Genomic DNA, 24,255 nt, shown 5'->3' with positions numbered 1-24,255 from the left:
GTCGGGGTCAGCCTGCGGCGGGGGCGAGGTAGCCGTGGTCGAGGAGCCACTTGACGTTCAGGCGCTGGCCGTCGCCGGGGGGCAGCAGGGCGGGGTCGAGTTGGATCTGCTGGCCGCCGCCGGGCTGTTCGAACCAGGGGGCGATGCGACCCTGCCAGACCGGGAAGGGCTGCTTGACGGTGTAGCGGTGGTAGTCGCAGGGGTACTTCGCGTCGCGGGTGTTGAGGTTCTGCGGTGGCAGGGCCCGCTTGGCGTAGGGGTCGCCGGCCGGGGCGAGGTAGGAGCCGTACTCCGAGCCGAAGCGGTCCAGGTCCTCTCCGGGTTCCAGGACCTCGACGTGCTTGTCGATCTCACCGTTGATTTCGGCGAACCCGTCGTTGGACGGGTACTTCCATCCGCCCGGGCCTGAGGAGTCCTCCTCCTTCCAGTACTTGGCCAGGAATGCCCGGGGGGAGAGGCCGCCGGTGCGCTGATAGTGCCTCAGCAGCGGGCCGACCGGAGCTTCCCAAGTGCGGGGCAGGTGCTCGGGCCCGAGCCGGGCATCACCTTGGTACTTGCCCGTACAGGGAGCCGGGCGCGGCTCGGCCGACACCGTGCGCGGCTCCTGGTCGGGTGCCGCGGCTTGCGCAGCGGGAGTGAGGGCGGCGGTCAGTGCCAGGGCGAGGGACGGCAGGGCAACGCGCATGTGGTTGTTCACGTGTCGTACTCCGCTGGTCGTCGGGCGGCTCTCCCCCCGGGGGGCAGGCCGTCATGCGGATGCGTCAGGCACCCCTGGGCCGGGTGCGGCGGTATGGACCCGCCCGACACTGCCCGGCGCCTGTTGCCTGTTTTCGTGTCAGCAGCATGCAGCCGGCGTGAGCGGTGATGCGGACGAGAACACCGAAGAGGTGAGCGCCGGGACAGGCGTTCACCTCTGTTGCGAGCGCAGGGGCGTGCGGTGTCCCCCGCACCGTCGGCGACGGCGAACTAGCAGACGCCGGGCCGTGATGGCGTCCGATAGGGGCCTATTCACCCGGCCGAATGGACCGCTCCGCTTGACCGGTTCGCCCGCTGTATGAACGGCGCAGCATCCGGTTCGGCGGCGCTCGTGACCGGGGCGTCGGCGGCATGAGGTGCCGCAACCACACCGCACCATGAAGGGGAGACCACTGCGCATGGGGAACCTGGAGCGACTGGGAAGACGTCGGCGGAGTGATCATCTCCGTGCCGAGCGCGGCATCGCGGGTGGCGGAGCGGTTGACGGTGGTGGCCCGAGGCACCACCAACAAGATCACGTTCCGGTCATGGACCGAAGGGTCGGGCTGGGCGGACTGGCAGGACCTGGGAGGCCCGCTCGCCGTTCCGTCCCATGCCGGCCCCGGCCTCGGGACCACCGCCCGGGGCCGGCACCTCGTAGCGCTTCACCAGGTTCCGGCGCTTGTTCTGGTGGTGATCGGCGGGCGGCCGCAGGCGGTGCATGTGACGGTCAAAGAAACAGGTCCTGGCGGATGCAGCCCGCCGAACGGGATTTGTCATCGGGTTTCTCCGGCCATGGCGCCCGGGTGATGGCCCCTCCACGCCGGGGTGATCAGTCTCAGAAGTGGGGCGCCAGGCAGCGAACCGTCTCCACCGCGTGGCAGACAGTGAGGTGTACTCACGGAGGCCGCTGTCGCATCTCCATGATGTACGCGGTGCTGCGCTCCCATATGCGCTCTATGCCCCCGCTTCACTCCATCAGGGCCGATCGGCCCGTTTCGCCGCCCGTGCGTCTTTCCCTCTCGCAAGATCGGTCTGCGGCAGGTGCGACGGGCGGCAACGTCACGCCGCTTCGTGATGGATGCCGCACAGGTGAACTGGCGAACACGAGAGGGGGACCGGCATGCATCTGACTCCGCACGAGCAAGAGCGTCTGATGATCCACGTGGCGGCCGATGTCGCCCAGCGGCGGCGTGAGCGCGGTCTGCTGTTGAACTATCCCGAGGTCATGGCGCTGCTGACGGCGCATGTCTACGAGGAGGCGCGGGCCGGGGCGACGGTCGACGCGGTGATGGAGTCCGGGCGCCATGTGCTGCAACGCAGCGAGGTCATGGACGGTGTGCCGGAGATGGTCGACAACGTCCAGGTCGAGGCGACGTTCCCGGACGGCACGAAGCTGGTGACCATCAGCAAGCCGTTCGACGAGGCGTCCACGAAGGTGGACGTCCACCCCGGCAAGCCGGAACTGCTGCCGGACGAGGACAGACACCGGGTGGCCTTCAACGACGACGCGACGCCCGTGTCGCTGGTCGTGCACAACCCCAAGGACCGCCCGGTCCAGGTGGGATCCCACTTCCACTTCGCCGAGGCCAACGAGGGACTCAAGTTCGACCGTGAGGCGGCCCGCGGGATGCGGCTGCACATCCCGTCCGGCACCTCCGAACGGTTCGAGCCCGGTGACAAGCGCACCGTGATGCTCGTGCCGATCACCGGTGAGCGGATCGTCCACGGGCTCCAGGCCGACAAGAGTGATGAGGAGAAGCACCTCGATGCCGGACAAGGCTAAGAAGGACAAGCCCTGGGACCCACTGACGCGTTCCCGCTACGCCGACCTGTACGGCCCGACCGCCGGCGACCGGGTCCGGCTGGCCGACACCGATCTCGTCCTGCGCATCGACGCGGACTGGTGCGGTGGCCCGGGACGCAGCGGCGACGAGATGGTCTTCGGCGGCGGCAAGGTGATCCGTGAGTCGATGGGCCAGTCGCACATCCCTCGCGACGACCCCCGCGAACCGGTGGACACCGTGATCACCGGTGCGCTGATCCTGGACCACTGGGGAGTGGTCAAGGCCGACGTCGGGCTGCGCGACGGCCGCATCCGGGCCATCGGCAAGGCGTACAACCCGGAGACCATGACGCCCCCCGACAACGACGACCCGCGTGCCTCGGCCTTCGTCGTGGGGCCCGAGACGGAGGTGATCTCCGGCAAGGGCCGCATCCTGACCGCGGGCGGCGTCGACACCCACGTGCACTTCCTCTGCCCGAACCAGATCCACGAGGCGGTGGCATCGGGTGTGACGACGCTGATCGGCGGCGGAACCGGCCCGGCCGAGGGCAGCACGGCCACCACCGTCACGCCCGGCAAGTGGCACATCCAGCGGATGTTCGAGGCCCTGGACGCCTTCCCGGTGAACATCGGCCTGCTTGCCAAGGGCAGCACCGTCTCGAAGAAGGCGCTGCACGACCAGATCACGGCCGGCGCCCTCGGCCTCAAGATCCACGAGGACTGGGGTGCCACCCCGGCGGTGATCGACGCCGCGCTGACCGTGTGCGAGGAGACCGGCGTCCAGGTCGCGCTGCACGCCGACTCGCTGAACGAAGCCGGCTTCGTCCAGAGCACCTTCGCCGCGACCAGGAAGGACCGCAAGGGCAAAAAGGCCAAGTACCGAAGCCTGCACATCTTTCACATCGAGGGCGCCGGCGGTGGCCACGCCCCCGACATGATCAGCCTCGCCAGCAAGCCCAACGTGCTGCCCGCGTCGACGAACCCGACCCGGCCCTTCACGGTCAACACCGTCAAGGAGCACGTCGACATGATGATCGTGTGCCATCACCTCAATCCGGAGGTCGAGGCGGACATGGCGTTCGCCGACTCCCGGATCCGGCCCTCCACCATGGCCGCCGAGGACCTGCTGCACGACATGGGCGCCATCTCGATGATGTCCTCCGACGCCCAGGCCATGGGCCGCATCGGCGAGATGATCATGCGGACCTGGCAGACCGCGCATGTCATGAAGTCCCGCTACGGTCATCTGCGCGAGGACGACGCGCACGCGGACAACTTCCGGGCCCGCCGCTACGTCGCCAAGTACACGATCAACCCGGCCATCACCCACGGCATCGACCACGAGGTCGGCTCCGTCGAGACAGGCAAACTCGCAGACCTGGTGCTGTGGGAGCCGAAGTTCTTCGGCGTCAAGCCGCACATGGTGATCAAGGGCGGCCAGATCTCCTACGCCCAGATCGGCGACGCCAACGCCTCCATCCCCACCCCGCAGCCCTACCTCCCGCGCCCCGTCTGGGGCTTCCAAGGCCGCGCCCCGGCGGCGAACTCCTTCAATTTCGTGGCCGAGGCCGCCCTCGACGGCGAACTCTCCGCGATCGGGCTGCTCAAGCCCCTGCGCGCGATCCGCTCCACCCGGGAGGTCACCAAGGCCGACATGATCCACAACAACGGTGTCCCGAAGATCGACATCGACCCCGACACCTTCGACGTCACCATCGGCGGTGCAACCACCTCCGACGTCCGCACCACGGTCGACGGGCACGAAGTCGGACGCAACTACGCCACCGAGCTGCCCCTGGCGCAGCGCTACTTCCTGTTCTGACCACCACGGCCGGTGCCGGTCACGCCCGCGCGGACGGCACCGGAACCTCCTAGCGAAAGGCGGTCCCGCCGCCCCATGAGCCGCACTGCCCTGCTCGTCCTTGCCGACGGCCGCTTCCCCGCCGGCGGGCACGCCCATTCCGGCGGGATGGAGGCCGCCGTCGCCTCCGGCCGGGTCCACGACACCGCGAGCCTGGAGGCATTCTGCCGAGGGCGGCTGCACACCGCCGGACTGGTCGCGGCCGGCCTCGCCGCAGCCGCCGCCGACGGCTACGACGCCCTCGCCCTGGACGAAGCCGCCGACACCCGCACCCCCGTACCGGCGCTGCGCCGCATCTCACGCCGCCTGGGCCGGCAACTGATGCGCGCGGCCCGGGCCACCTGGCCCAGCGCCGACCTCGACCACCTCGCCCGCCACCGGCCCCAGGGCGCCCACCAGCCGGTCGTGCTCGGCGTCACCGCCAGGGCCGCCCAGCTCACTTCACTCGACGCCGCACAGGCCGCCGCCTACGAAAGCGTGAGCGGTCCGGCGACCGCCGCGGTGCGCCTGCTGAGCCTCGACCCGTTCGACGCCACCGCGGTCCTGGCGCGGCTCGCCGACGAACTCGACGCCGTCGCCGACACCGCGACCGCCGCGGCGACGCGGACAGCGGCGGAGGGGACCGCCGCCCTGCCCGCTGCCTCGGCTCCTTTGTTGGACATCACCGGTGAGCAGCACGCCGCCTGGACCGTCCGGCTCTTCGCCTCCTGACCAGCCCTGACCAGCGCCTGGAGCATCCCTGTGCATCTCGACCACCCCGTGACCATGCCGCACCGCCACACCCACAGCGCCGAGCCGCTACTCGCCGACGGCAGCCGCCGCGCCCTGCGTATCGGCTTCGGCGGGCCCGTCGGCTCGGGCAAGACCGCGACCGTGGCCGCACTGTGCCGCACCCTGCGCGACCGGTTCTCCATCGCCGTGGTCACCAACGACATCTACACCCAGGAGGACGCCGCCTTCCTGCGCCGCGAGGCCGTACTGCCACCGGAGCGGATCACCGCAGTGGAAACCGGAGCCTGCCCGCACACCGCCATCCGCGACGACATCTCCGCCAATCTCGAAGCAGTCGAGCACCTCGAACAGACGCTGCACCCGCTCGACCTGATCCTCATCGAGTCCGGCGGAGACAACCTCACCGCCACCTTCTCCCGCGGCCTCGTCGACACCCAGGTCTTCGTCATCGACGTGGCCAGCGGCGACGACATCCCCCGCAAGGGCGGCCCCGGCATCACCACCGCCGACCTCCTCGTCGTCAACAAGACCGACCTGGCCCCCTACGTCGGCGTCGACCTGGACACCATGAGGACCGACACCCGCAAGCAGCGCAAAGACCTTCCGTACGCCTTCACCAGCCTCACCAGCACCGACGGCGTCCAACCGGTCGCCGACTGGGTCACCGGCTGCCTCACCGCCTGGCACACCACCGGATCCACCCGGTGAACGTCACCACCGCGCAGACGCCGACCGCGATCCCGGCGCCGGTCAATGAACCCCTCAAAGCCGGCGGCGGGGCACACGGCCGACGTCCCGCCGGGCCCGTCCCGGCGCACCCGTCCGCAGTCACCGCGACCGCCCGAATCCGGGCCACCCACAACGGCCGCACCACAACCGTCCCCCTCCTCCACAACGACGGCCCCTTCCACCTGCGCCGGCTACGGTCCCACGGAGAACAGGCACGCGTGTGCGTACTCGCCGCCATGAGCGCACCGCTCGGCGGAGACCGGCTCGCCCTCGACATCACCGTCGAGACACGCGCCCGGCTGGAGGTGACCAGCGCAGCCGCCACCATCGCCCTGCGCGGCCCCACCACCACCCCAGCCACCTACGACGTACGGATCAGGGTGGACGATGACGCGTCCCTGCACTGGCTGCCCGAGCCTTTGATCAGTACCCGGGACAGCACCCTGCACCAGGCGTTCGCCGTCGACCTCGCCCCCACCTCCCACCTGCTCATGCGAGAAGAACAGCTCCTGGGCCGCTCGGGCGAACCGCCGGGCCACCTCACCACCCGGCTGACCGTCCGCCGCGGTGGACGACCGCTCCTCGACCAGCACACCGCCTACGGCGACCCGGCACCGGCATGGGATGGCCCCGCCGTCCTCGGAAGTCACCACGCCACCGGACAGCTCCTGCTGGTCGACCCGAAGCTGCACACGCCCCAGGAACCACACGTCGTCAGCGACGATCCGGCAGAGGGACACGCGGTACTGACCCCCCTCGCCGACCACCAGGCGCTCATCGCCACCGCCGTCGCCCCGACACCGGCCCAACTGCGCCACCTCCTGGACACCGCCCTGGCATACGTCTACGAGACACCGAGACCAGACGCCGAAGGCCAGCCGTAGATCCGAGAACGACGTGAACACCGAACCGGAAGACAGGAACATGGGACGAGCACTGATCGTGGTGGACGTGCAGAACGACTTCTGCGAAGGCGGCAGTGTCGCTGTTGCGGGCGGAGCCGACATCGCCGCAAAAGTCCGCGACCTGGTCGGAGGCGCGGCGGAAGCCGGGTACCAGCACGTCGTGGCAACCCGCGACCACCACATCGACCCCGGAGACCATTTCTCCGACACCCCCGACTTCAAAACCTCCTGGCCCGTGCACTGCGTGGCCGGTACGCAAGGCTCCGAATTCCACCCGGACTTCCTCCCCGCGGTACATGCCGTCGACGCCGTCTTCTACAAGGGGGCCTACGAGGCCGCCTACAGCGGTTTCGAAGGCGCCGACGAAAACGGGACGGGGATGACCGAGTGGCTGCGGGAGCAGGGGGTCACCGCCGTGGACGTCGTCGGTATCGCCACCGACCACTGCGTGAAAGCCACCGCCCTGGACGCCGCCGCAGCAGGATTCACCACGCGCGTCCTGCTCGACCTGACCGCCGGCGTGCACCGCGACACCATCCAGCAGGCCCGGGACGAACTCCGGCGAGCGGGGGTTGAACTGTCCGGCACACCGGTGGTTGCGGAAAGTTAGCGCCACCGCGACAGCGCACTGTCCCGTGGGGCCCGCTCGGAGTCCTCCGCGGCCCTGACCTTCCCCGCCCCCGTGCCCGGCTGTGAAGCCGACCCGGTGGGCCCTGCTTACAAGGCCTGATCGATAACATCGGAAGTGCCGCGCTGGACCAGCGACTGACCGCAGACCAACCCGATGCCACCGTCGGCAGAGCAAGACGCGGGCCTAGCAGGAAGGCGATGCCAGGCCCGCGCTGTTCTCGGAACGCTGCGCCGTCTCTAAACGCCATAGAGGATCGCCCGCAGCGGACCGACGACGATACAGGCTGCCATCGGCCACACTTCGCTCTTCTGGCGGCTGTCAGCGCGACTGGATCCAGAGGCCGCCGTACGCGACGACGGCGCCACCGACCGCAGTTGCGACCCGTCGGATCAGATGGAGGCCGGCCTCGTTACGAAGCCCTCGGACGCGCTGGGCCCGCCAGGTCCTCGATGACCCGCCAAGCGGGCGCAGGCACCCCCTAGTCTGCATGCATGTTGCGGCTGTCTGCCACGACATTGCCGAGAGCCGGCTCGCCATATAGGCGGGCTCGTGAAGCCGTCCACAGCCGGCGCAATCACGCGTGGATGAAGTCGGACAGCCCTCGTTCCCGCGCGGCCTTCGGTTTTGCACGGCGGCAGTCTGCGAGGGACCCTGGTGGCCGGACGCCCGAGGGCCCCGTCGCAAGACGCAGCAGCGTCCGGGGAGTGGGCGGCAGCCGGGCGGGCCAGTACGCCATCACCGCGCGCCTGGCCGCCGGGGATGACACGCCAGACGTGCCCCTCACCCCCGCAGGCCCGGTAGGCCGGGCCGCTGTTGTTGCGGCCGATGGAGTTCACACAGGAGCACACGACCTCCCCGCGGCGCAGGTGGTGGACGGATGACTGCATGGTGGCGACCGGCCCGTCCAGGTGGTCGGGATGGCGGACCGCGACGCGCTGGACCGCGCGCCAGTACGTCGCGCACTCCGCGGCAGGGGCGTGCGCGGCGGTCACGGTCCGGTGGCCGCCATGGCGGCCACCGTGATGAGTCGGGTCATGCCCGCCGCGACACCGAGGACCAGGCCGTGCTGCGCCCGCTGACTCGCAAGCGGACCGCCTCGCCGTACGAGCGGGCCCGCCTCCGCCGTCCTGGCCGCCCGGGTCCACGTGGTGCGCCGCGCGGAGCGCCTGGGCGCTCCGCGCCCGGCCGCGCACCGTCGCCGTGCCCGCTGCCTCGGGGTCGCACCTGCGGCCGTTGCGCTCCGGCCGGAAGGATGGCCGCCTCCTGGAGCCGGAGACCGGCGTCGACACGGTGGAGCAGACCCGCCGGACCTTCGAAGCCGCCGCGAAGTTGGCCGCAAAGCTCCAGGACGGCAAGCGGGAGCGCGCCCTCGCCCACGGCCCCCGATCGCAGCCCGCCCCGGCGGCGGCCCCGCGTCACACCCAGCCCCGGCACCCAGCACACACCGGGCCGGACCACAGGAGGAGTCACGTGAGCACCCCGGAAGAACAACCCAGCCTTGAGGACGTCCTCGCTCGCGCCCACGCGGCCTGCGCGAAGATGGCCGCCGCGCTCACCGAGGATCAAGAGCCCGAGCCCGATGAGCCCTTGGGATGGCAGCCGATCTGGAAGCGCCCCCGGAAGCCGAAGTCCAAGGCGGCGAAGAAGCAGGAGCTGCGCAAGCAGCAGCGGCGACTCCAGAAAGCCGGGCGGCGTCGTCTCGCCACCGGACAGTCCCGCCGGCCCCACTCCCGGCAGAACCGGATCGGCAGCGCGGCCGCACGTCGCGACGCCCGCGCCCTGTCCCGGCTGCGGCACTCCAACGCCTGGCTGTGGTGACGATGTCGGACACCGTCCACTCGGTGGAGCCCACTGAGTGGCCTCCACTCCGGTGCGCACCACGATGGACGCCACCGTGGTGCGCACCGCACCCGGTGCCCACTGCCCGACGATGCCCAGCACTACTGGCGACAGCTGCCGCCCGGTGCAGCCCGATGTGGCCACGAAGATGACCACTGCCAGGCATTCGCGGTCACCGGCCCGACGCCGCCCGCCACCCTGCGGCCGTATGACCGGGATGCCGACCATTTCTCTGCCCGGCGGAGTGCCTCGATCGTGGCCACGACGTGGGAGCTGGTCGCTGTCGGCTGGCGTCGAGGTGTGGAGGAACGGTCAAGCAGACCGAGTTCACCGTGCTGGCGGTAGCGGTTGACCCATTTCGACGCGCAGCACGGGAAATGAACATTTCTGCGGCGACATGAGCGATCGGCCGCGTCTGGCACCGCTCGATCAACCGGCGCCTACCCTGCACGGACAGCGGTGCGTTCGCATGGGTCATGTATTGATTCGCCTTCCATATAGGCCGGGGCTTCGCGGGACAGGACGAGGCAGTTACACGAGCACGTCTCGTTGCGTGTCGGCGGCTGCCTGTCGGTTGACGGCCCAGATCATGAGTGCGCAGAGGGCGAAGGCGGCGCCGAGGAGGCTGGATCCAGCCCACCCTGTGGCGGAGTACACCGCGGTGGTGCCGGTTGCTCCGACGGCGGAGCCGAAGGAGTAGAAGAGCATGTAGCCGCCGATGACGCTGCTCGTCTGGTGCGAATATGCGGCCGTGAGCAGGTGTTGATTGCTGACGTGTACTGCCTGCACCGCGAAGTCGAGGACGATCACGCCGACGACGACCGCCCAGAGCGACCAGGACGCTTGTCCGGTCGCCAACCATGAAGCGGCCAGGAGCACGAGTGCACCGCCTGTGATGACGTTGACGCGGCCGGCGTCGGCCCCCCGCCCGGCTCGAGAGGCGCCCAGCGCCCCGGCGAGCCCGGCGATCCCGAAGAGGCCGATCTGGGCCGTGCTCAGGTGCCATGGCTCGGCTGCGAGCGGCAGAGCCAGGCCGCTCCACAGCACGCCGAAGGAAGCAAACAGGAAGAATGCAATCAGTCCCCGCGAGACGAACAGGCGCTCACGGAACAGGCGACCCAGCGAGATCAGCACCGCGCCATACGTGGCCCGGACGTCGTGCGGGTCGGATGGTAGGAGCTTCAGCACGAAGCAGGAGAGCGCGATGAGGAGCACGGCGAATACCGCGTAGATGCTTCGCCATCCCCAGAGTGCAGCGAGGCTGCCAGCGAGCACGCGTGCTCCGAGAATGCCGATGATGACACCGGAGGTCACGGCTCCGAGTGTGCGGCCGCGTTCCGCTGCCGTGGACAGGTCGGCGGCGAAGGCCACCGTGGTCTGAACGACGACCGCGAACAGGCCGGCGAGAGCCAGCCCGGCAAGCAGGAGCCATAGCTGGGCAGCGACTGCGGCCAGTGCCATGCCGACCGCAGCGAGGAGAAGATGCCCGGCAATGAGCTTGCGCCGGTCGAACATGTCCCCCAGAGGGACAAGAAGTGCCAAGCCGATCAGGTAGCCGAGCTGCCCCGTGGTGACGATCCATCCCAAGTCGGCTTCCGGCAGGCCCAGGTCACCGCCGATCTGGGCCAGTACGGGCTGCGCGACGTAGATCGTCGCGACCGCGACCGCGCAGATCACGGCGAACAGCATCCTCCGGCCAGACGTAAGACTCACCAACACCCCTCCTATGAGTAGCAAATTGCAACCAAAATGAAGGTACGGCAGAATGGTTTCAATCCGCAACTCTTCAGGAGGAGTGATGGCTCGCACAGCGCCCCGTGCCGAGGGGATGTCCTGGACCGACCCCGCCTGCCCCGTCGCGCGCACCCTCGACCTGGTCGGAGATCGATGGAGCCTGCTGATCATTCGCGACGCGATGGACGGTGCGCGAGCATTCACCGACTTCCAACACCGCACCGGAATCGCGCGCAACATCCTCACCGACCGGCTGCGTCGCTTGGTGGAACGAGGGATCCTCGATCGGCAGACCGCCCCGACGGGGCGGCGACAGAACTACGTCCTCACAGAGGCGGGCCGAGACCTCTTCACCGTCATCGTGGCTGCGCGTCAGTGGGGCGAACGGCACGCCTTCGCGCCAGCTGAAACTCACTCGGTTCTCGTTGATGAAAGCGGTCTCCCGATCCCAGAGCTGCGTCCCACCGACGCGCACGGCAGGCCTGTGGATGTCGATACGACCTCTGTGCTGCACGATTGCTGACCACAAAGGAAGCCACCTGACACTTCCGGCGGCCGGCGACGTGTTCCGCCATCAACGCCGCGACAACCGCGAGATGATGGGGTAACGCCTCTCCGTGGGTCACGGCGCCGTTGGCGCAGAGCAAGCCCGACGGTTGCGGCCCCGTACGGCCAGCGTCAACAACCTCCTGGCCCGCAACAAGCAGGCGCTTATGTGCAGCTGGCGCCCGAACCCCGCGAGGAGATGGGGGCCGGGCGCCGTGCCAGGGGCCGGACCGAGGCAAGGCCGGACACCCTGTTCACGCATCTGCAAAGGGGGGCATTCATGGCGCAATGCCCGGTTTCAGCGACACGTCCAAGCGGTGTGTCACGCTCGCGCACTGGATCTTCACAGCCAGGCCGCGCTTCATCCCGCACAGGCGTGTCGGCGCACCGCTGAGGGTGACTCGGCAGGTGAGGGGTTGGGACGTAGCCTCTCGGGTTCTTCGCCGGCCGGATGGCACGGCCGGCGAAGAACCCTCACGGCTTGCATGTGATCTTCGCGCAGGTGGCAGGTCTTGTGGCTCCGTGACCGGGCAGGCGTACTGGAAGCAGCCCTCGCCCCCACGATGGAGACCCCGGCGATGACGACTTCCCGCCCACAGCACCGCATGCCCGTGAACGGTCATGAGGACGTGGTGGCCCGGCTGGAGCGGGAGAACGCGCGGCTGCGCCATGCGGTTGAATCCCACGCCAGGGTCGACCAGGCCATCGGCGTCTTGCTCACCGTGCACCGGCTTGAGCCCGCGGTCGGCTTCGACGTGCTGCGTGAGGTGTCCCAGCACACCAACATCAAGCTGCACGTGGTCGCCGAAGCAGTCATCGAGTGGGCACTGTGCGAGGAGCCTTTGCCGCCGCCGTTCGACCGAGAGCTACAGGAGGCCCTGCAGCGGCACCCACGAACCGGCACCAGGCAGAACCAACCCGACTGACACGCCAAGACCAGCGCTCGGCGCAGCGTCTATCGACAGACGAGAGCGGCCGGTACCCAATCCGCCGAAGCGGGTGGCAAGGGCACCGGCCAACCAAAGGTCCTCACGAAGAGGACTCCATCAGTTTATCCCGCCCGCGGCTCTTGTAGGGCTGCCCACGACCTGCGGCTCACGGGACGCCTGGAAGCCCGCCACGGGCCCCACGACGCAGTGCCCGGGCACTGCCTCCAACCAGGGCGCAGCACAGCCCTCTTTTCCGGGGTGGGTGGGCCGGGGCGCACCGTGGAGCGGTACGTCAAAGACCAGATCCGCCGGCCTCGCGCCGACCTCGCCCAGCGCCTGGCCGACTCCGTCCGCGAGTGCTGGCAGCCGCGGGTGCGCGCCCAGGCCCGCAAGCAGGCAGCCACCAACACCGGCCTCGTCATCGACGTCCGGGCCCGGTTCGGCTTCACCGCCGCACCCGGCACCACCGACGACGCCCGCATCCGGCCTGGACGTGTGGTTCACCGACATCGAGCAGCTGGGAATCGACCTCTAGGGGTGTGACCGAGATACGGGTCAAAGGGGCAACGGGATGATCTTGAAGCCCTGAGCGCCGTCGGCCGTCACCCATTCGGCTCAGTGTCGTTGGTGGTGATGTTGAGCGTCGTCTGGGGCCTGGGGTGGGTTGTGGCATCGATCGAACGGACCGCGTATCCACGGTTCAAGCGGCTGATCACCGCGCATGAGCTGCATCTGTTCTTCTCGCCGACTCGCGATGAGCTTCAGTGGGCGGCTGATGCCACAGACTGCGATGAGCATCTGCTGGCCCTGTTGGCGATGTTGAAGTCGTACCGGCGCATGGGGTGTTTCCCGGCGCTGGAGGACGTCCCGGTGATGGTGGTGGACTTCGTGCGGCGGGCGGTGGAGCTGCCGGAGGGCACGCTGCCGGTGTACCGGGCGGAGAGGACGGCGAAGCATCACCGTGGCCTGGTCCGTAAGCGGGTCGGCGTGACGTACGACCAGGCCATGGCCCGGGGGATCGTCGAGCAGTCGATCCGCAAGGAGGCCGCGGCGAAGAACCGCCCGGCGGATCTGATCAACATCGCGCTGGAGAAGGTAGTGGAGGCGGGGCTGGAGCTGCCCGGGTTCTCCACCTTCGACAAGATGGCCTCGAAGATCCGCACCGAGGTGAACGTCTCGATCCGCACGGGCATCCACGACCGCATGAGCACCGCTCAGCGGGCAGGGCTCATGCGGCTGCTGGAGGAGCGCGACAGCGACGGGACGATGCTGTTCAACCGGCTGAAGAAGCCCGCCAAGGGCCCGACCTGGTCGCACTTCAAGAACCTGACCAAGCGTCTGGAATGGCTGGACGGTCTTGGCGACAGCGATGTGTGGATGGATGGAGTCGCCGCGGGGAAGATCACCGACTTTGCCGGGGAGGCGGACGCGGCAGATGCCTCGGAGCTGCGGGACTTCGTCCCCGTCAAGCGCATCGCGCTGGTCGCGGCCCTGACGCACAAGGCGCGGATGCGGGTACGGGACGACCTCGCGACGATGTTCTGCAAGCGCGTGGCGACGAAGATCAAGAAGGCCAAGGCGGAGCTGGAGGAGATCCGGCTCGCCGAGCGGGAGATCGTCGAGGCCCTGATCGGGAACTACCGCACGGTGCTCAAGTACATCGATGCGGGCGGTCCGGCCCAGGAGGCGCTCACGAAGGCTGCGGCCATGACCGCCGAGGTCCGCCAGGCGCTGGAGGGCCTGGACGAGGATGCGTCGGTGGACGAGGTCGCCACAAGGCTGGAGGGCAGGGTCTCCCCGGCCGTCCTTGCCCAGGTGGTGCAGGCCGGCGGGCTCGGCGCCATCAGGCGGGCGGTGGAGGGTTTCGGCGGGTTCGCGGGGCAGTACGAGCAGATCGAGAAGGTCTCCGCCCACCACGGCAACTTCTGGGAAGTGCTGCTGTATGGGCAGATCGGCCGGGACCGGGCGGTGATGTTCGACCTGGCCGGCGCAGAGAACCTGGTGTTCACCGCGACCAGCGAGGACAACCGGGTGCTGGACGCGCTGGCACACGCCCAGCGTCACCAGGCGGCCCGCGGCGAGTACATCACCGCCTTCAACGAGGAGGGCAAAGAGGTCGACATCTCCTTCGCCACCCAGAACTAGCGCAAGGCCGTCCTCGACAAGACCCGGACCGGGCAGTTCGTCCGCAAGCACTTCGAGGCGATGGTCTTCACCGCACTCGCCGAGGAGCTGCGTACCGGCGACGTGGCGGTGGTCGGCTCGGAGGAGTATGCCGACTAGTCCGAGCAGCTGCTGGACTGGGAGACCGTCCAGGAGACACTGGGGTCCTACCTGGTGGAGGTCGGCCTCGCCGAGCCGGGCGAGAGCGCCGAGTTCGACGCGAAGTCCTTCCGCCGGCAGCTGGAGGACAAGCTGCGAAGTGCCGCCGCGGCGGCCGATGCCGGGTACCCGGAGAACGAGGGCCTGGTCATCGACCCGGAGACGGGCATCCCGTTGCTGAAGGCGTTCCGGGCTGACGGTCAGCGGCCCTCGGCGAAGCGGCTGGAGCAGGAGATCAAGGCGAGGATGCCGGAGCGTTCCCTGATGGGGATCGTGGCCCGGACCGCGTACTGGGTGGAGTGGTGGCGCCGCTTCGGCCCGCCGTCGGGCAACGAGCCCAAGCTCACCGACCCCTTGGGCCGCTACGTGATCGTCATGTTCGTCAAGGGCACCAACATGGGCCCGTCCGAGGCCGCCCGGCACATCCCGGGCGTGAGCGGGCACGAGCTGTCGTACGTCGCCAACAAGCACTTCTCGATCGTGCTGCTGAACGAGGCGATCGCCGACCTGGTGAACGCGCATGCCCGCCTGGACATCTCGCAGGCGTGGGGCGACGGCACCACGGTGGCGGCGGACGGCACCCACATGGACACCTATCTCGACAACCTGCTCTCCGAGACGAGCGTCCGGTACGGCAAGCCGGGCGGCATCGCCTACCACCACGTCTCGGACACCTACATCGCGCTGTTCACGCACTTCATCCCGTGCGGGGTGTGGGAGGCCGTCTACATCATCGAGGGCCTGCTGAAGAACACCAGCGAGGTGCAGCCGACCACCGTGCACGCGGATACCCAAGGCCAGAGCTTCCCTGTCTTCGCGCTCGCCCACCTGCTGGGCTTCGATCTGATGCCCAGGATCAGAAACTGGAAGGAACTGACCTTCTACCGGCCGAGCAAGCAGACGGAGTACGTGCACATCGACGCCCTGTTCGGGGAGCCGGGCAAGCACGTCATCGACTTCGACCTGATCGAGTCCCAGTTCCGCCACCTGATGCGCGTGGCCGTCTCCGTATGCGAGGGCACCATCTCCTCCTCCACACTGCTCAAGTGCCTGCGCTCCGGGTCGAGGAAGAACGCCACCTACGCCGCGTTCCGCGAGGTCGGCCGCGTGATCCGCACCGTCCAGCTCCTGCGCTACCTCTCCGACGCACCGCTGCGTCGGCGGGTGACCGCGGCGACCAACAAGGTCGAGTCGTTCAACGGCTTCTCCCAGTGGATCGGCTTCGGCAACCGCGGCGTCATCGCCGACAACGACCCGATCGAGCAGGAGAAGGCGATGAAGTTCAACGCCTTGCTCACGAACGCGGTGATCTTCCACAACGCCCTGGATATCGCGGAGATCGTCCGCCAGCTGCTGAGGAGGGATGGGCGATCGACCCGGAGGACCTGGCGCACATCTCGCCGTACCTGACCGAGCACATCAACCGGTTCGGCGAGTACAGCACGCACGAGCTCGGCATCCAGCCCGACGCGTACAACCCAAAGCTCGACGTCGACTTCACCCCGTTGCGCGAGCAGGACCTGACCACCGCCGGCCTCGGCCAAGCCGCGTGAGTCTCGCGATTCAGTAGAGCCGCACGCGCGATGTCGCCGAGGTCAGTGGTGTGGTCGGCGCAGCCCTGCGACGAGGAGTTCGACCATGCGGCGTGCGTCGTAGCGGGGATCGCTGTCCGCGCCGATGCAGAGGTTACCGACGCCGCGCATGAGCTGGTACGCATCGATGTCGGGGCGGATCTCGCCAGTGACGGCTGCGGCTTCGAGCAGCTCGGTGCAGACGGGTACGAGGCGGTCGAGGAAGTAGGCATGCAACGCCTCGAAGCTGGCGTTGTCGGCCTGCAGCACTGCGGCGAGTCCGTGTTTGGTGACCAGGAAATCAGCGAAGAGGTTGATCCACCGCCCTAGTGCGGAGTGCGGAGAAGGGCTAGTCGCCAGCAGGGCCGGACCGGCCTCGGCGCAGGCGTCGACCTGGTGCCGGTAGACGGCGATGATGAGGTCCGCTCGCGTCGGGAAGTGGCGGTAGATCGTGCCCACCCCGACGCCGGCCCTGGCCGCGATCTCGCGTACCGGCGCTTCCACGCCCGACGTGACGAAGACCGCGGCGGCCGCATCGAGTAGGGCCTTCTGGTTGCGCCGGACGTCCTTCCGCCTGGCCGGGGCCGCCTGCCCTGCACCCTCGTCGCTGTCGTTCACCGCGCCGCTCCTTCCACTCACCGCTTGCAAAAGCGGAACAAGGTTCCGTATTGTTCCGGAACATGGTTCCGTTTTGCTCATGATGTCAGAGCAAGGGCCCGGCAACCAAGCCATGCAATGCATCACGCTTCACCCAAATAAGGAGACACGGCCATGCAGTACCGCACCTTGGGCCGCACCGGTGTGCAAGTCAGCACCCTCGCGCTCGGAGCGATGAACTTCGGAAAGATCGGGCGCACCACCCAAGAGGAGGTCACCGCCATCGTCGACGCCGCCCTGGAGGCGGGGATCAACCTGATCGACACTGCCGACGTGTACAGCGGCGGCGAGTCGGAAGAAATGGTCGGCAAGGCCATCGCGGGCCGCCGCGACGACATCGTGCTGGCCACGAAGGCGACCATGCCGATGGGCGACGAGCGCAATCGCCAGGGCAGCTCGCGCCGCTGGCTGGTCACCGCGCTGGAGGACAGCCTGCGTCGGCTCGGCGTCGACCACGTCGACCTCTACCAAATCCACCGGTGGGACCCGAACACCAGCGACGAAGAGACTCTGTCGGCGTTGACCGACCTGCAGCGCGTTGGAAAGATCCGCTACTTCGGCTCCTCGACCTTTCCGGCCTACCGCATTGTGCAAGCCCAGTGGGCCGCCCGCGAGCACCACTTGAGCCGTTACGTCGCCGAACAGCCCAGCTACTCGATCCTGCAGCGCGGCATTGAGGCCCATGTGCTGCCCGTGACCGAGCAGTACGGGCTCGGTGTGCTGGCATGGAGCCCGCTGGCCTCGGGCTGGCTGTCGGGCGCGATCCGCGAGGGCAGTGAGATCACCACCAGCCGCTCAACGTTCATGCCGCAGCGCTTCGACACCGCCATTCCCTCCAACCGGGCCAGGCTCGACGCCGTCGAGCAACTGGCCAAGGTCGCCGACGAGGCGGGCCTGACGATGATCCAGCTCGCGCTCAGCTTCGTGACCACGCACCCCGGCGTGACCAGCGCGCTCGTCGGCCCCCGCACACTGGACCACCTGCACTCGCAGCTTGCCGCCGCGGACATCACGCTCTCCGCCGACGTACTCGACGCGATCGACGCCATCGTCACCCCCGGCACCGACCTCGCCGCACACGAGAAGAACGACACCCCGCCCGCGCTGCTCGACCCGTCCCTGCGGCGCCGCCGATCGTCCCAGTAACAGCCTCCACGTGCGCGACATCCCGAAGCTGCTGCGAAGTGACAAGTAGCTCAGCATGAGGCTCCAGCCTTGGGCCATGGATGAGGACCAACGGGCAATGGATGGCGGTAGCAGTAATTCCGCTTCATGGTCGGCTTACGGAACTTTCATCACCCGGCGGTCCATCAGTAATCTGCCGCAGTAAATGCCGGATTTACTGCGGCGGACCTTCTACCGTGATCGTCGCGACCTGCGGCGGACGATTCCGGCCGCCGGGGTGAGGTGTACGCATTTACTGCGGCAGTGCCGGAAGGGCGGGACGGGCGTGACGATCGAACCGGTGACCGAACTCGGAGGCGGGGGCGCGGTGCGGCTGCCGCGCGCCCGAGTCGTGCCCCTGTCCGCCCCGCCTGCGTCGTACACCGCGGCGGTAGAGCGCTACCTCACCGGCGCGGGCATCGCGAAGTCCTCCGCGCGGATCTACCGGATCTCGCTGACAACGTGGGGGTGGATGCTCGCCGGCGAACCGGCGCCGACCGGCCCGGCTCGCCGGGGCGCGAAGCCACCCGTCTTCCCCGTCGCCGCGATCGACGACCCGGCAGTGCCGGAAGTGCTGGCCGAGCTGGCGGCGGCTCGGGCGGACGAGATGGACGCCGACACCGTCAACCGCGAACTGTCCATCGCGCGCAAGGCGATCGGCTGGTGGCAGCGCCAGGGCTGGATCGACGGGGACCCGACGATCGGCATCGAGCGGCGGCCGGCACCGCCCGACCGCACCAAGGCCCTGGCCGAGAACCAGATCGCCGCCCTGTGGCGCCTGGACGTCGGGATTCGAGAGAAGACGCAGTGGAAGATGCTCTACGAGTCGGCGGCGCGGGCCGACGAGGTGCTGTGCCTGAACGTGGAAGACCTGTACCCGCAGGACAAGCGCGGGAAGATCACCGCCAAGGGCAGGGCGACCGAGTGGATTCACTGGCAGTCCGGCACCGCCCAACTGCTGCCCCGCTTGATCGCCCGCCGCACCCGCGGCCCGCTGTTCCTCACCGACCGCAAGGCACCCGCCGGGACACCGACGCTCGACGTGTGCCCGGAGACCGGCCGGGCCCGGCTCTCCTACCGCCGGGCTGAGGAGGTCTTCGAGGAGAACACCCGGCTGCTGGCCAACCCGCTCGCCTCACCCGAAGACATCGAGGACCTGGACGGTTGGACCCTTCACCGGCTCCGCCACAGCGCCCTCACACACGACGCCGAAGACGGCACGTCCACGCCGATGCTGCTGGCCCGCTCCCGCCACGCGTCCGTCCGCTCCCTGGAGCGGTACGCCCGCCCCGGCGTCGACGCGGTCGCCCGACACGTCGCCGAGCGAGACCCCGCCGCTCGCCGTCGCAAGTGAGTCCGAGCGCTCAGGGCTTCAAGATCATCCCGTTGCCCCTTTGACCCGAATCTCGGTCACGCCCCCTCTAGGCGCTGCTCTCGGGTCCGCGCCTCAGTTCGTCCTGTTCCATCGCTGGCGGTCAACCGCGCACGTGCAGCCCGAAACCCGTGCGGCCCGCCGGTTCCAGTCCCTCCTTCAGGTACAGCGAGGGGATCTCGTAGTCGCCGAAGTTCTGCCGCCGGAACGCGATCGGCTCGGTCGACTCCAGGGTCAGCAGGCGCTGCTCCCAGGCCTTGGCGACGTCCGGGTAGTCCTCGGTGGTCGTCCGGTCGGCGCCGTACAGCACGAACGGCGGCAGCACCTCAATGCCCGGGTAGTAGAGGATGCCGTGCTGGATCGGGAACAGCAGATCGTCGATGGGGCCGTTGATCCCGCGAGCGGCGTAGTGCGGCTCCGGGCCGCCGACGGTCACCGACAGCAGAGCCTTCCGGCCCGCTAGGGTGCCTTCGCCGAAGCGCTCGCCGTACTTCGTGTCGCTGTGCTCGCCGACGCCGTACGCGAAGTGGTAGGTGAACACCCGGTCCACCCAGCCTTTGAGAATCGCGGGCATCGTGTACCACCACAGCGGGAACTGGAAGATGATCGTGTCGGCCCACAGCAGCTTCTCCTGCTCGGCTAGGACGTCAGGGGTGAGCGCCCCGGCGTCGAAGGCCCGGCCCGAGTCGAGGGCGACCTTCAACGGGTCCGAGGCGTGGGGGCCGTAGTCCGCGGCGTCCACGACCGCCTTCCAGTTCATCGCGTACAGGTCGCTCACCCGTACCTCGTGCCCGGCGGTCTCCAAGGTGGACACCGCGAGGTCCTTCAGCGAGCCGTTGAGCGACTTCGGCTCTGGGTGGGCGTAGACGATCAGCGTCTTCATGGGAACTCCTTCGGATCGGATGCCTCCGATCCTGGACGTCCCGCCGTCCGGCATTCAGGGGCTCCTCATCCATCGGACGGGACTTCCTGGTAACGGCAGGACCACCCTCACGGGCCCCTGCCGAAGCCATACTGGGCACATGGACGATCTCGCGGGTTTCCTGCGGACCCGGCGTTCCCGGGTCGACCCGGCGGCCGCCGGCATCCCCACCGACAACCGCCGCCGGGTCGAAGGGCTGCGCCGCGAAGAGGTCGCGCACCTGTCCGGAGTTAGCGTCGACTACTACGTACGCCTGGAGCAGGGCCGCGCGACCCAGCCCTCCGAGCAGGTCCTCGACGCCCTCGCCCGTGTCCTCGACCTCGACGAGACCGAACGCGGACACCTCTACCGGCTTGCCCGACAGCGCCGCCACCACGCGAAGGCACCGAGCGGGCGGGTCCGGCCGGAGCTGCTGCGCGTCCTGGACCTGGTCTCTGACGCACCGGCGCTGATCATGAATCACCGCATGGACGTACTCGCCGGGAACCGCCTCGCCCAACTCCTCTACGGCCGCCCGATGCCGGGCCTGAACACCGCCCGGCACATCTTCCTTGAGGAAGCCGAGCGCGGCCTGTACGCGGGCTGGGAGAACTGCACCCTCGACGCGGTCGGGCACCTGCGCCTGGCCGCTGGCAAATACCCCGAGGATCCCCGCTTGGCCTCACTCATCGGCGAGCTGGCGATGGGCAGTGAACGCTTCCGCCGTCTCTGGGCCCGCGCGGACGTGCGCGCCCGCACCCATGGACGCAAGACGTACCGGCACCCTCTGGTCGGACTGCTGGAACTGCACCATGAGAACTTCGCGCTGCCGAACGAATCAGGCATCGAGCTACTGGTGCTGTACGCGGCCCCCGCCAGCCCCGCCGAGGACGGACTACGCCTGCTCGCCAACCTGGGCGCGGACAACGGTGATGCACATCCCAAGGTGAACGCCCAGATCCGCGAGTAACTCAGTGCCCCCCACCGCCGGAAACCCCCACCATGCAAGAAGCCGGGATGGTGTAGCCCGCTGCCGAGTCTGCTGGACAGTTCGATTTCCGTGTGCGGCAGGGTGCCTCCCAAAGTGCTGTACATCTGCTGTCCGTTCTCGTGGACAAAGCCAGGGCCAGGGATGGCGACGACCTTCGAGCAGCGCTTCCAGTGCCGCCCCGTCGGCCTCGATCGCTTCGCGGCGAGCCTTCATCGTGCGCCAGGCCCTCCTTCTGCACCTCGCCGAACAGTACCGACGGCTCTTCCTCGACCCATCGGGAAGAAGCGTTCCGCACTGACGGCACCGGGGGGCCTTCCTGCTCACCACATCCTCCAGGGTGCCCCTCGGCACCGACCCTTGACTATCACCCCACCCAGAGCCTGTCCGACGCCTGAACGCCCGCCACAAGCCCTGCGGCGCAGTGGTCGGGAACTGCGCTCAACCGCGGCGCAGCAGGGCGTCAGGGCGGCACAGCCCTCTTTTTCCGGGGTGGGTGGGCCGGGGCGCGGCACCGGCCGCCGCCTGCCACGCGGCAGGGGCACCGGGCGTCCGCTGCGCTCCCGCCCTCGCTGCGCGGCCCCTGCGGGCGCTGCGCGCCCCACGTGCTGCGGGGGCCAAGGCCTCCTTGCCGGACCCCGCTGCGCGGTGCCTCGGGGAGTGCTCACTTGCCGAGAGCTTGGCGGAGGGTTTCGCGGCAGTCGATGACGTCGTCGATCCCGACGAGTTGCAGGACGTACAGGACGGAGTCGGTGGGTGCGGCCAGGCGGAGCCGGCCGCTGGCCTCGGTCACGGCCTGGTAGGCGGCGGTGAGGATGTTGATGCCGGTGGAGTCCATGAAGGTGACCCGGCGCATGTCGATCACGATTCGGGGCCGGGCGGTGCCGGTGACGTCCAGGGCGCGGCGCAGTTGGTTGCCGGTGTGGTGGTCGATCTCCCCGGTCAGGTTCAGCATGCGGATGCCGTCCGTGGCGGTGGCCACGACCGACAGTCCGCCGACCTGTTCGGTGTCCGTCATTCGCCCCTCAGCCATTCGGTGATACTTACACACCAAGACCTTCCGCCTGAAGTGCTGCCCTGCACGTCCGGGCGATGCTCCTGTGCCGGTGGGGAACCGGCGCAGGACAGTGGAGCGTGTACCGCGCGGGCGCGGGTACGCGCGGTGGGTGAACGGGGTGGCGAAAGCGGGCCGTGATGGAAGCAGTCCCTGTGGATGAGGACGGCGCCGCACCAGGCGAGCAGACCATGCAGACCACGGTGGCCCTGGAAGGCGACGGCACGGTCATCGCCCAGGCCGCCACCTGGCGACACGCGCTGTGGACCTCACCCAGCTGGTGGTCAGTGAACTGGTTACCAATGCCCGCAAGTACGCGCCCGGCCCGGTGCTGATGGAACTGCGGGTCACCGGCGAGACGGTGGAGATCGTGGTGTGGGACTCCGACCCGGAACTGCTGATCGCGCGGGCCGCGGACACCGGCCGGGTCGGGCAGCACGGCCTGGAGATCGTCCTGGCCGTCGCCCAGGGCTTCGAGGCGAAGCGGAACCGGTCGGCAAACGCATCACCGCCCGCCTCGCCCTCCTGGACATCCCCGACCGCGCCATTGCCGGCCAGTAAGACGGCGTCGTCCTGACCACCGGGCAGCCGCAGTGGTACGGCGGCCATGCCCTGGTCGACCCGCGCCCCGACGCACCCCCCGCGCCCTGGGGCCCGGGGGTGAGCAGCCGCTGCTTGTGACCACTCTCCGCACCCGGAGCGGCCACGAACCCGGGTGCGGAGGGCTGCACCTGCATCAGGCTTGCGCGGGTGCCGGTTTCGGGCGCAGTGACGCGAGCGGCGAGCGCCGGCCTTTCTCCACGGTGCGCAGCTGCTCCCAGTCGACCTCGGGGTGGGCGGGGACGATCGCGTCGACGGAGGCGGTGGTGTAGAGCGCGACGTCCTTGCCGGAACCGTGCTGCTGGGTGTCCGTCAGATGCAGGTGATCCCATGCTGCCTGCGCCCCAGTGTCCTCCGTCTGGGCGAGGGTCCTCGTCATCTGGTCAGCATCCCTTCAACGTGGGCGGCAGCCGCCGAAGGGAGGCGTCATGTCGGACGATCCGACGGGCCCGTTGGGTACGGCAATACGGGAGGTCACGTTCCCGGACCAGTCCCGGGGGATCATCTTGGTGCGGGCGGGGACACCGCAGGACGAGGCTGAGGCAATGGCCGCCCGTGTGTGGGCCGAGATGCCGGAAGTTTGACCTGCAGGAAATGAGCCGTCGGCCATGGACCGGAACCAGCCGTACCCAGTCCGCGCCCGGTGCATGGCGCCGTCTGTACGCGTCAATCGCCTGGGGGCACGGTAGCGGTCTCTGCGACGAGGTCGAGGACACAGGGGCGAGAGACGCACGCCGCGCCGTGTTCCGCAGCCTGGTGCGCCTGCTGGCTGTCCACGAGAACCACGACGCCGTCCACATCTTGCCAGGCGCACGTTGCCGGGTGGAGTGCAGGTGGTGAAGGAGTGGCCCGCCGAAGGCGGCCGGGGAGACCTCGTAAGTCAGCCGACTTGCACGGCTTTCAGTGACCCAGCGGTGGCAGGCAGCCGGGGGCGGCGCTTTCTTGATGGCAGCACTCGTCCCGCCTGGCGATGGCGGTCTGGCGGTGGGAGCTCGACCTTCGGCATGGCTGTTTCGGGCATGCTTTTAGCATGATCGGATGGTTTTCGATGATGCCCATAGGACCAAGACAGCACGGGGAGTTGTGGCGGCGGGGGGGTGCCCCTATGTCTTCGGTCAAGGTCGTGGGTCAGTATTTGCGGCATGATGACCTGGTTCCGGACCTACTACGAGGACGAAGATCGGTGGCTGTACTTCGAG

The 24,255-nt window shown here is 68.8% G+C and carries 20 protein-coding genes and 5 pseudogenes; 17 read left to right on the top strand and 8 right to left on the bottom strand.

What is annotated here, in order from left to right:
• Positions 1 to 7: 7 nt before the first annotated feature.
• The gene (locus tag ABTZ58_RS33225; RefSeq protein ID WP_351365035.1) at positions 8 to 685 is read right to left on the bottom strand and encodes a TNT domain-containing protein; all 678 of its coding nucleotides are present in this window, start codon (positions 683 to 685) and stop codon (positions 8 to 10) included.
• Positions 686 to 1,170: 485 nt separating this feature from the next.
• On the opposite strand from ABTZ58_RS33225, the pseudogene ABTZ58_RS33220 reads away from it, so the two are divergent.
• From ABTZ58_RS33220 to ABTZ58_RS33185, 8 genes and pseudogenes are all read left to right on the top strand, one after another.
• Positions 1,171 to 1,545, top strand: a pseudogene (locus ABTZ58_RS33220) (hypothetical protein); the annotation flags it as partial.
• A 313-nt stretch (positions 1,546 to 1,858) separates the two neighbouring features.
• Positions 1,859 to 2,521, top strand: a complete 663-nt coding sequence (locus tag ABTZ58_RS33215; RefSeq protein ID WP_351364946.1) for an urease subunit gamma — start codon at positions 1,859 to 1,861, stop codon at positions 2,519 to 2,521.
• Complete coding sequence (locus ABTZ58_RS33210; RefSeq protein WP_351364943.1) at positions 2,505 to 4,343, top strand: urease subunit alpha; 1,839 nt, start codon at positions 2,505 to 2,507, stop codon at positions 4,341 to 4,343. Before ABTZ58_RS33215 ends, ABTZ58_RS33210 begins: the two co-directional genes overlap by 17 nt.
• 75 nt (positions 4,344 to 4,418) lie before the next feature.
• A complete protein-coding gene (locus ABTZ58_RS33205) occupies positions 4,419 to 5,093 on the top strand; it encodes an urease accessory protein UreF (RefSeq protein WP_351364940.1) in 675 nt (224 codons plus the stop codon).
• A 30-nt stretch (positions 5,094 to 5,123) separates the two neighbouring features.
• The gene (gene ureG, locus ABTZ58_RS33200; protein WP_351364937.1) at positions 5,124 to 5,822 is read left to right on the top strand and encodes an urease accessory protein UreG; all 699 of its coding nucleotides are present in this window, start codon (positions 5,124 to 5,126) and stop codon (positions 5,820 to 5,822) included.
• Positions 5,819 to 6,727, top strand: a complete 909-nt coding sequence (locus ABTZ58_RS33195) for an urease accessory protein UreD (protein ID WP_502996168.1) — start codon at positions 5,819 to 5,821, stop codon at positions 6,725 to 6,727. The genes ureG and ABTZ58_RS33195 overlap by 4 nt, the downstream gene beginning before the upstream one ends.
• Before the next feature lie 40 nt (positions 6,728 to 6,767).
• Entirely contained in the window at positions 6,768 to 7,358 is a 591-nt protein-coding gene (locus ABTZ58_RS33190) for an isochorismatase family protein (protein ID WP_351365029.1), read from the top strand.
• Between the two features lie 1,491 nt (positions 7,359 to 8,849).
• Positions 8,850 to 9,197, top strand: a complete 348-nt coding sequence (locus ABTZ58_RS33185) for a hypothetical protein (RefSeq protein WP_351364932.1) — start codon at positions 8,850 to 8,852, stop codon at positions 9,195 to 9,197.
• Between the two features lie 126 nt (positions 9,198 to 9,323).
• Here ABTZ58_RS33185 and ABTZ58_RS33180 read toward each other — a convergent pair.
• The 3 genes and pseudogenes from ABTZ58_RS33180 to ABTZ58_RS33170 form a co-directional block, all read right to left on the bottom strand.
• Positions 9,324 to 9,428, bottom strand: a pseudogene (locus ABTZ58_RS33180) (IS5/IS1182 family transposase); the annotation flags it as partial.
• Positions 9,401 to 9,696: pseudogene (locus ABTZ58_RS33175) on the bottom strand (helix-turn-helix domain-containing protein); the annotation flags it as partial. The pseudogenes ABTZ58_RS33175 and ABTZ58_RS33180, both read right to left, overlap by 28 nt.
• Positions 9,697 to 9,749: 53 nt before the next feature.
• Positions 9,750 to 10,907, bottom strand: a complete 1,158-nt coding sequence (locus ABTZ58_RS33170; RefSeq protein ID WP_351364929.1) for an MFS transporter — start codon at positions 10,905 to 10,907, stop codon at positions 9,750 to 9,752.
• Between the two features lie 109 nt (positions 10,908 to 11,016).
• Here ABTZ58_RS33170 and ABTZ58_RS33165 point away from each other — a divergent pair, with 109 nt between their 5' ends.
• The 5 genes and pseudogenes from ABTZ58_RS33165 to ABTZ58_RS33145 all read left to right on the top strand — a co-directional run bounded on the left by ABTZ58_RS33165 (position 11,017) and on the right by ABTZ58_RS33145 (position 16,159).
• Positions 11,017 to 11,475 (top strand): winged helix-turn-helix transcriptional regulator, encoded by a 459-nt coding sequence (locus ABTZ58_RS33165; protein WP_351364926.1) that lies wholly within the window; start codon positions 11,017 to 11,019, stop codon positions 11,473 to 11,475.
• Positions 11,476 to 12,076: 601 nt separating this feature from the next.
• Entirely contained in the window at positions 12,077 to 12,424 is a 348-nt protein-coding gene (locus ABTZ58_RS33160; RefSeq protein ID WP_351364923.1) for an ANTAR domain-containing protein, read from the top strand.
• A gap of 276 nt (positions 12,425 to 12,700) precedes the next feature.
• Positions 12,701 to 12,913: pseudogene (gene tpg / locus ABTZ58_RS33155) on the top strand (telomere-protecting terminal protein Tpg); the annotation flags it as partial.
• A 147-nt stretch (positions 12,914 to 13,060) separates the two neighbouring features.
• A complete protein-coding gene (locus ABTZ58_RS33150; protein WP_351365026.1) occupies positions 13,061 to 14,572 on the top strand; it encodes a DUF4158 domain-containing protein in 1,512 nt (503 codons plus the stop codon).
• A gap of 192 nt (positions 14,573 to 14,764) precedes the next feature.
• A complete protein-coding gene (locus ABTZ58_RS33145; protein ID WP_351364919.1) occupies positions 14,765 to 16,159 on the top strand; it encodes a Tn3 family transposase in 1,395 nt (464 codons plus the stop codon).
• A gap of 185 nt (positions 16,160 to 16,344) precedes the next feature.
• Here the strand turns inward: ABTZ58_RS33145 and ABTZ58_RS33140 are convergent, their stop codons facing one another.
• Complete coding sequence (locus ABTZ58_RS33140) at positions 16,345 to 16,938, bottom strand: TetR/AcrR family transcriptional regulator (RefSeq protein ID WP_351364916.1); 594 nt, start codon at positions 16,936 to 16,938, stop codon at positions 16,345 to 16,347.
• Positions 16,939 to 17,091: 153 nt separating this feature from the next.
• On the opposite strand from ABTZ58_RS33140, the gene ABTZ58_RS33135 reads away from it, so the two are divergent.
• Both ABTZ58_RS33135 and ABTZ58_RS33130 read left to right on the top strand, forming a co-directional pair.
• The gene (locus tag ABTZ58_RS33135) at positions 17,092 to 18,123 is read left to right on the top strand and encodes an aldo/keto reductase (protein WP_351364913.1); all 1,032 of its coding nucleotides are present in this window, start codon (positions 17,092 to 17,094) and stop codon (positions 18,121 to 18,123) included.
• Positions 18,124 to 18,442: 319 nt separating this feature from the next.
• Entirely contained in the window at positions 18,443 to 19,495 is a 1,053-nt protein-coding gene (locus ABTZ58_RS33130) for a tyrosine-type recombinase/integrase (protein WP_351364910.1), read from the top strand.
• A gap of 121 nt (positions 19,496 to 19,616) precedes the next feature.
• On the opposite strand, the gene ABTZ58_RS33125 is transcribed toward ABTZ58_RS33130, so the two are convergent.
• Positions 19,617 to 20,396 (bottom strand): NAD(P)H-dependent oxidoreductase, encoded by a 780-nt coding sequence (locus tag ABTZ58_RS33125; protein ID WP_351364907.1) that lies wholly within the window; start codon positions 20,394 to 20,396, stop codon positions 19,617 to 19,619.
• A gap of 139 nt (positions 20,397 to 20,535) precedes the next feature.
• On the opposite strand from ABTZ58_RS33125, the gene ABTZ58_RS33120 reads away from it, so the two are divergent.
• On the top strand, positions 20,536 to 21,384 hold the full coding sequence (locus ABTZ58_RS33120; protein ID WP_351364904.1) for a helix-turn-helix transcriptional regulator: 849 nt from the start codon (positions 20,536 to 20,538) through the stop codon (positions 21,382 to 21,384).
• Positions 21,385 to 22,066: 682 nt separating this feature from the next.
• On the opposite strand, the gene ABTZ58_RS33115 is transcribed toward ABTZ58_RS33120, so the two are convergent.
• The gene (locus ABTZ58_RS33115) at positions 22,067 to 22,435 is read right to left on the bottom strand and encodes an STAS domain-containing protein (protein WP_351364901.1); all 369 of its coding nucleotides are present in this window, start codon (positions 22,433 to 22,435) and stop codon (positions 22,067 to 22,069) included.
• A 161-nt stretch (positions 22,436 to 22,596) separates the two neighbouring features.
• Here ABTZ58_RS33115 and ABTZ58_RS33110 point away from each other — a divergent pair.
• Positions 22,597 to 23,017, top strand: a pseudogene (locus ABTZ58_RS33110) (ATP-binding protein).
• Between the two features lie 175 nt (positions 23,018 to 23,192).
• Here ABTZ58_RS33110 and ABTZ58_RS33105 read toward each other — a convergent pair.
• The gene (locus tag ABTZ58_RS33105; protein WP_351365050.1) at positions 23,193 to 23,435 is read right to left on the bottom strand and encodes a hypothetical protein; all 243 of its coding nucleotides are present in this window, start codon (positions 23,433 to 23,435) and stop codon (positions 23,193 to 23,195) included.
• Between the last annotated feature and the right edge of the window lie 820 nt (positions 23,436 to 24,255).

It is taken from the genome of Streptomyces sp. NPDC094143 (genome assembly GCF_040303825.1).
In the GTDB taxonomy this organism is placed as follows: Bacteria; Actinomycetota; Actinomycetes; order Streptomycetales; family Streptomycetaceae; genus Streptomyces.
The sequence above is the reverse complement of the archived record's forward strand: the minus strand, read 5'-3'. Positions and strand labels throughout refer to the sequence as shown.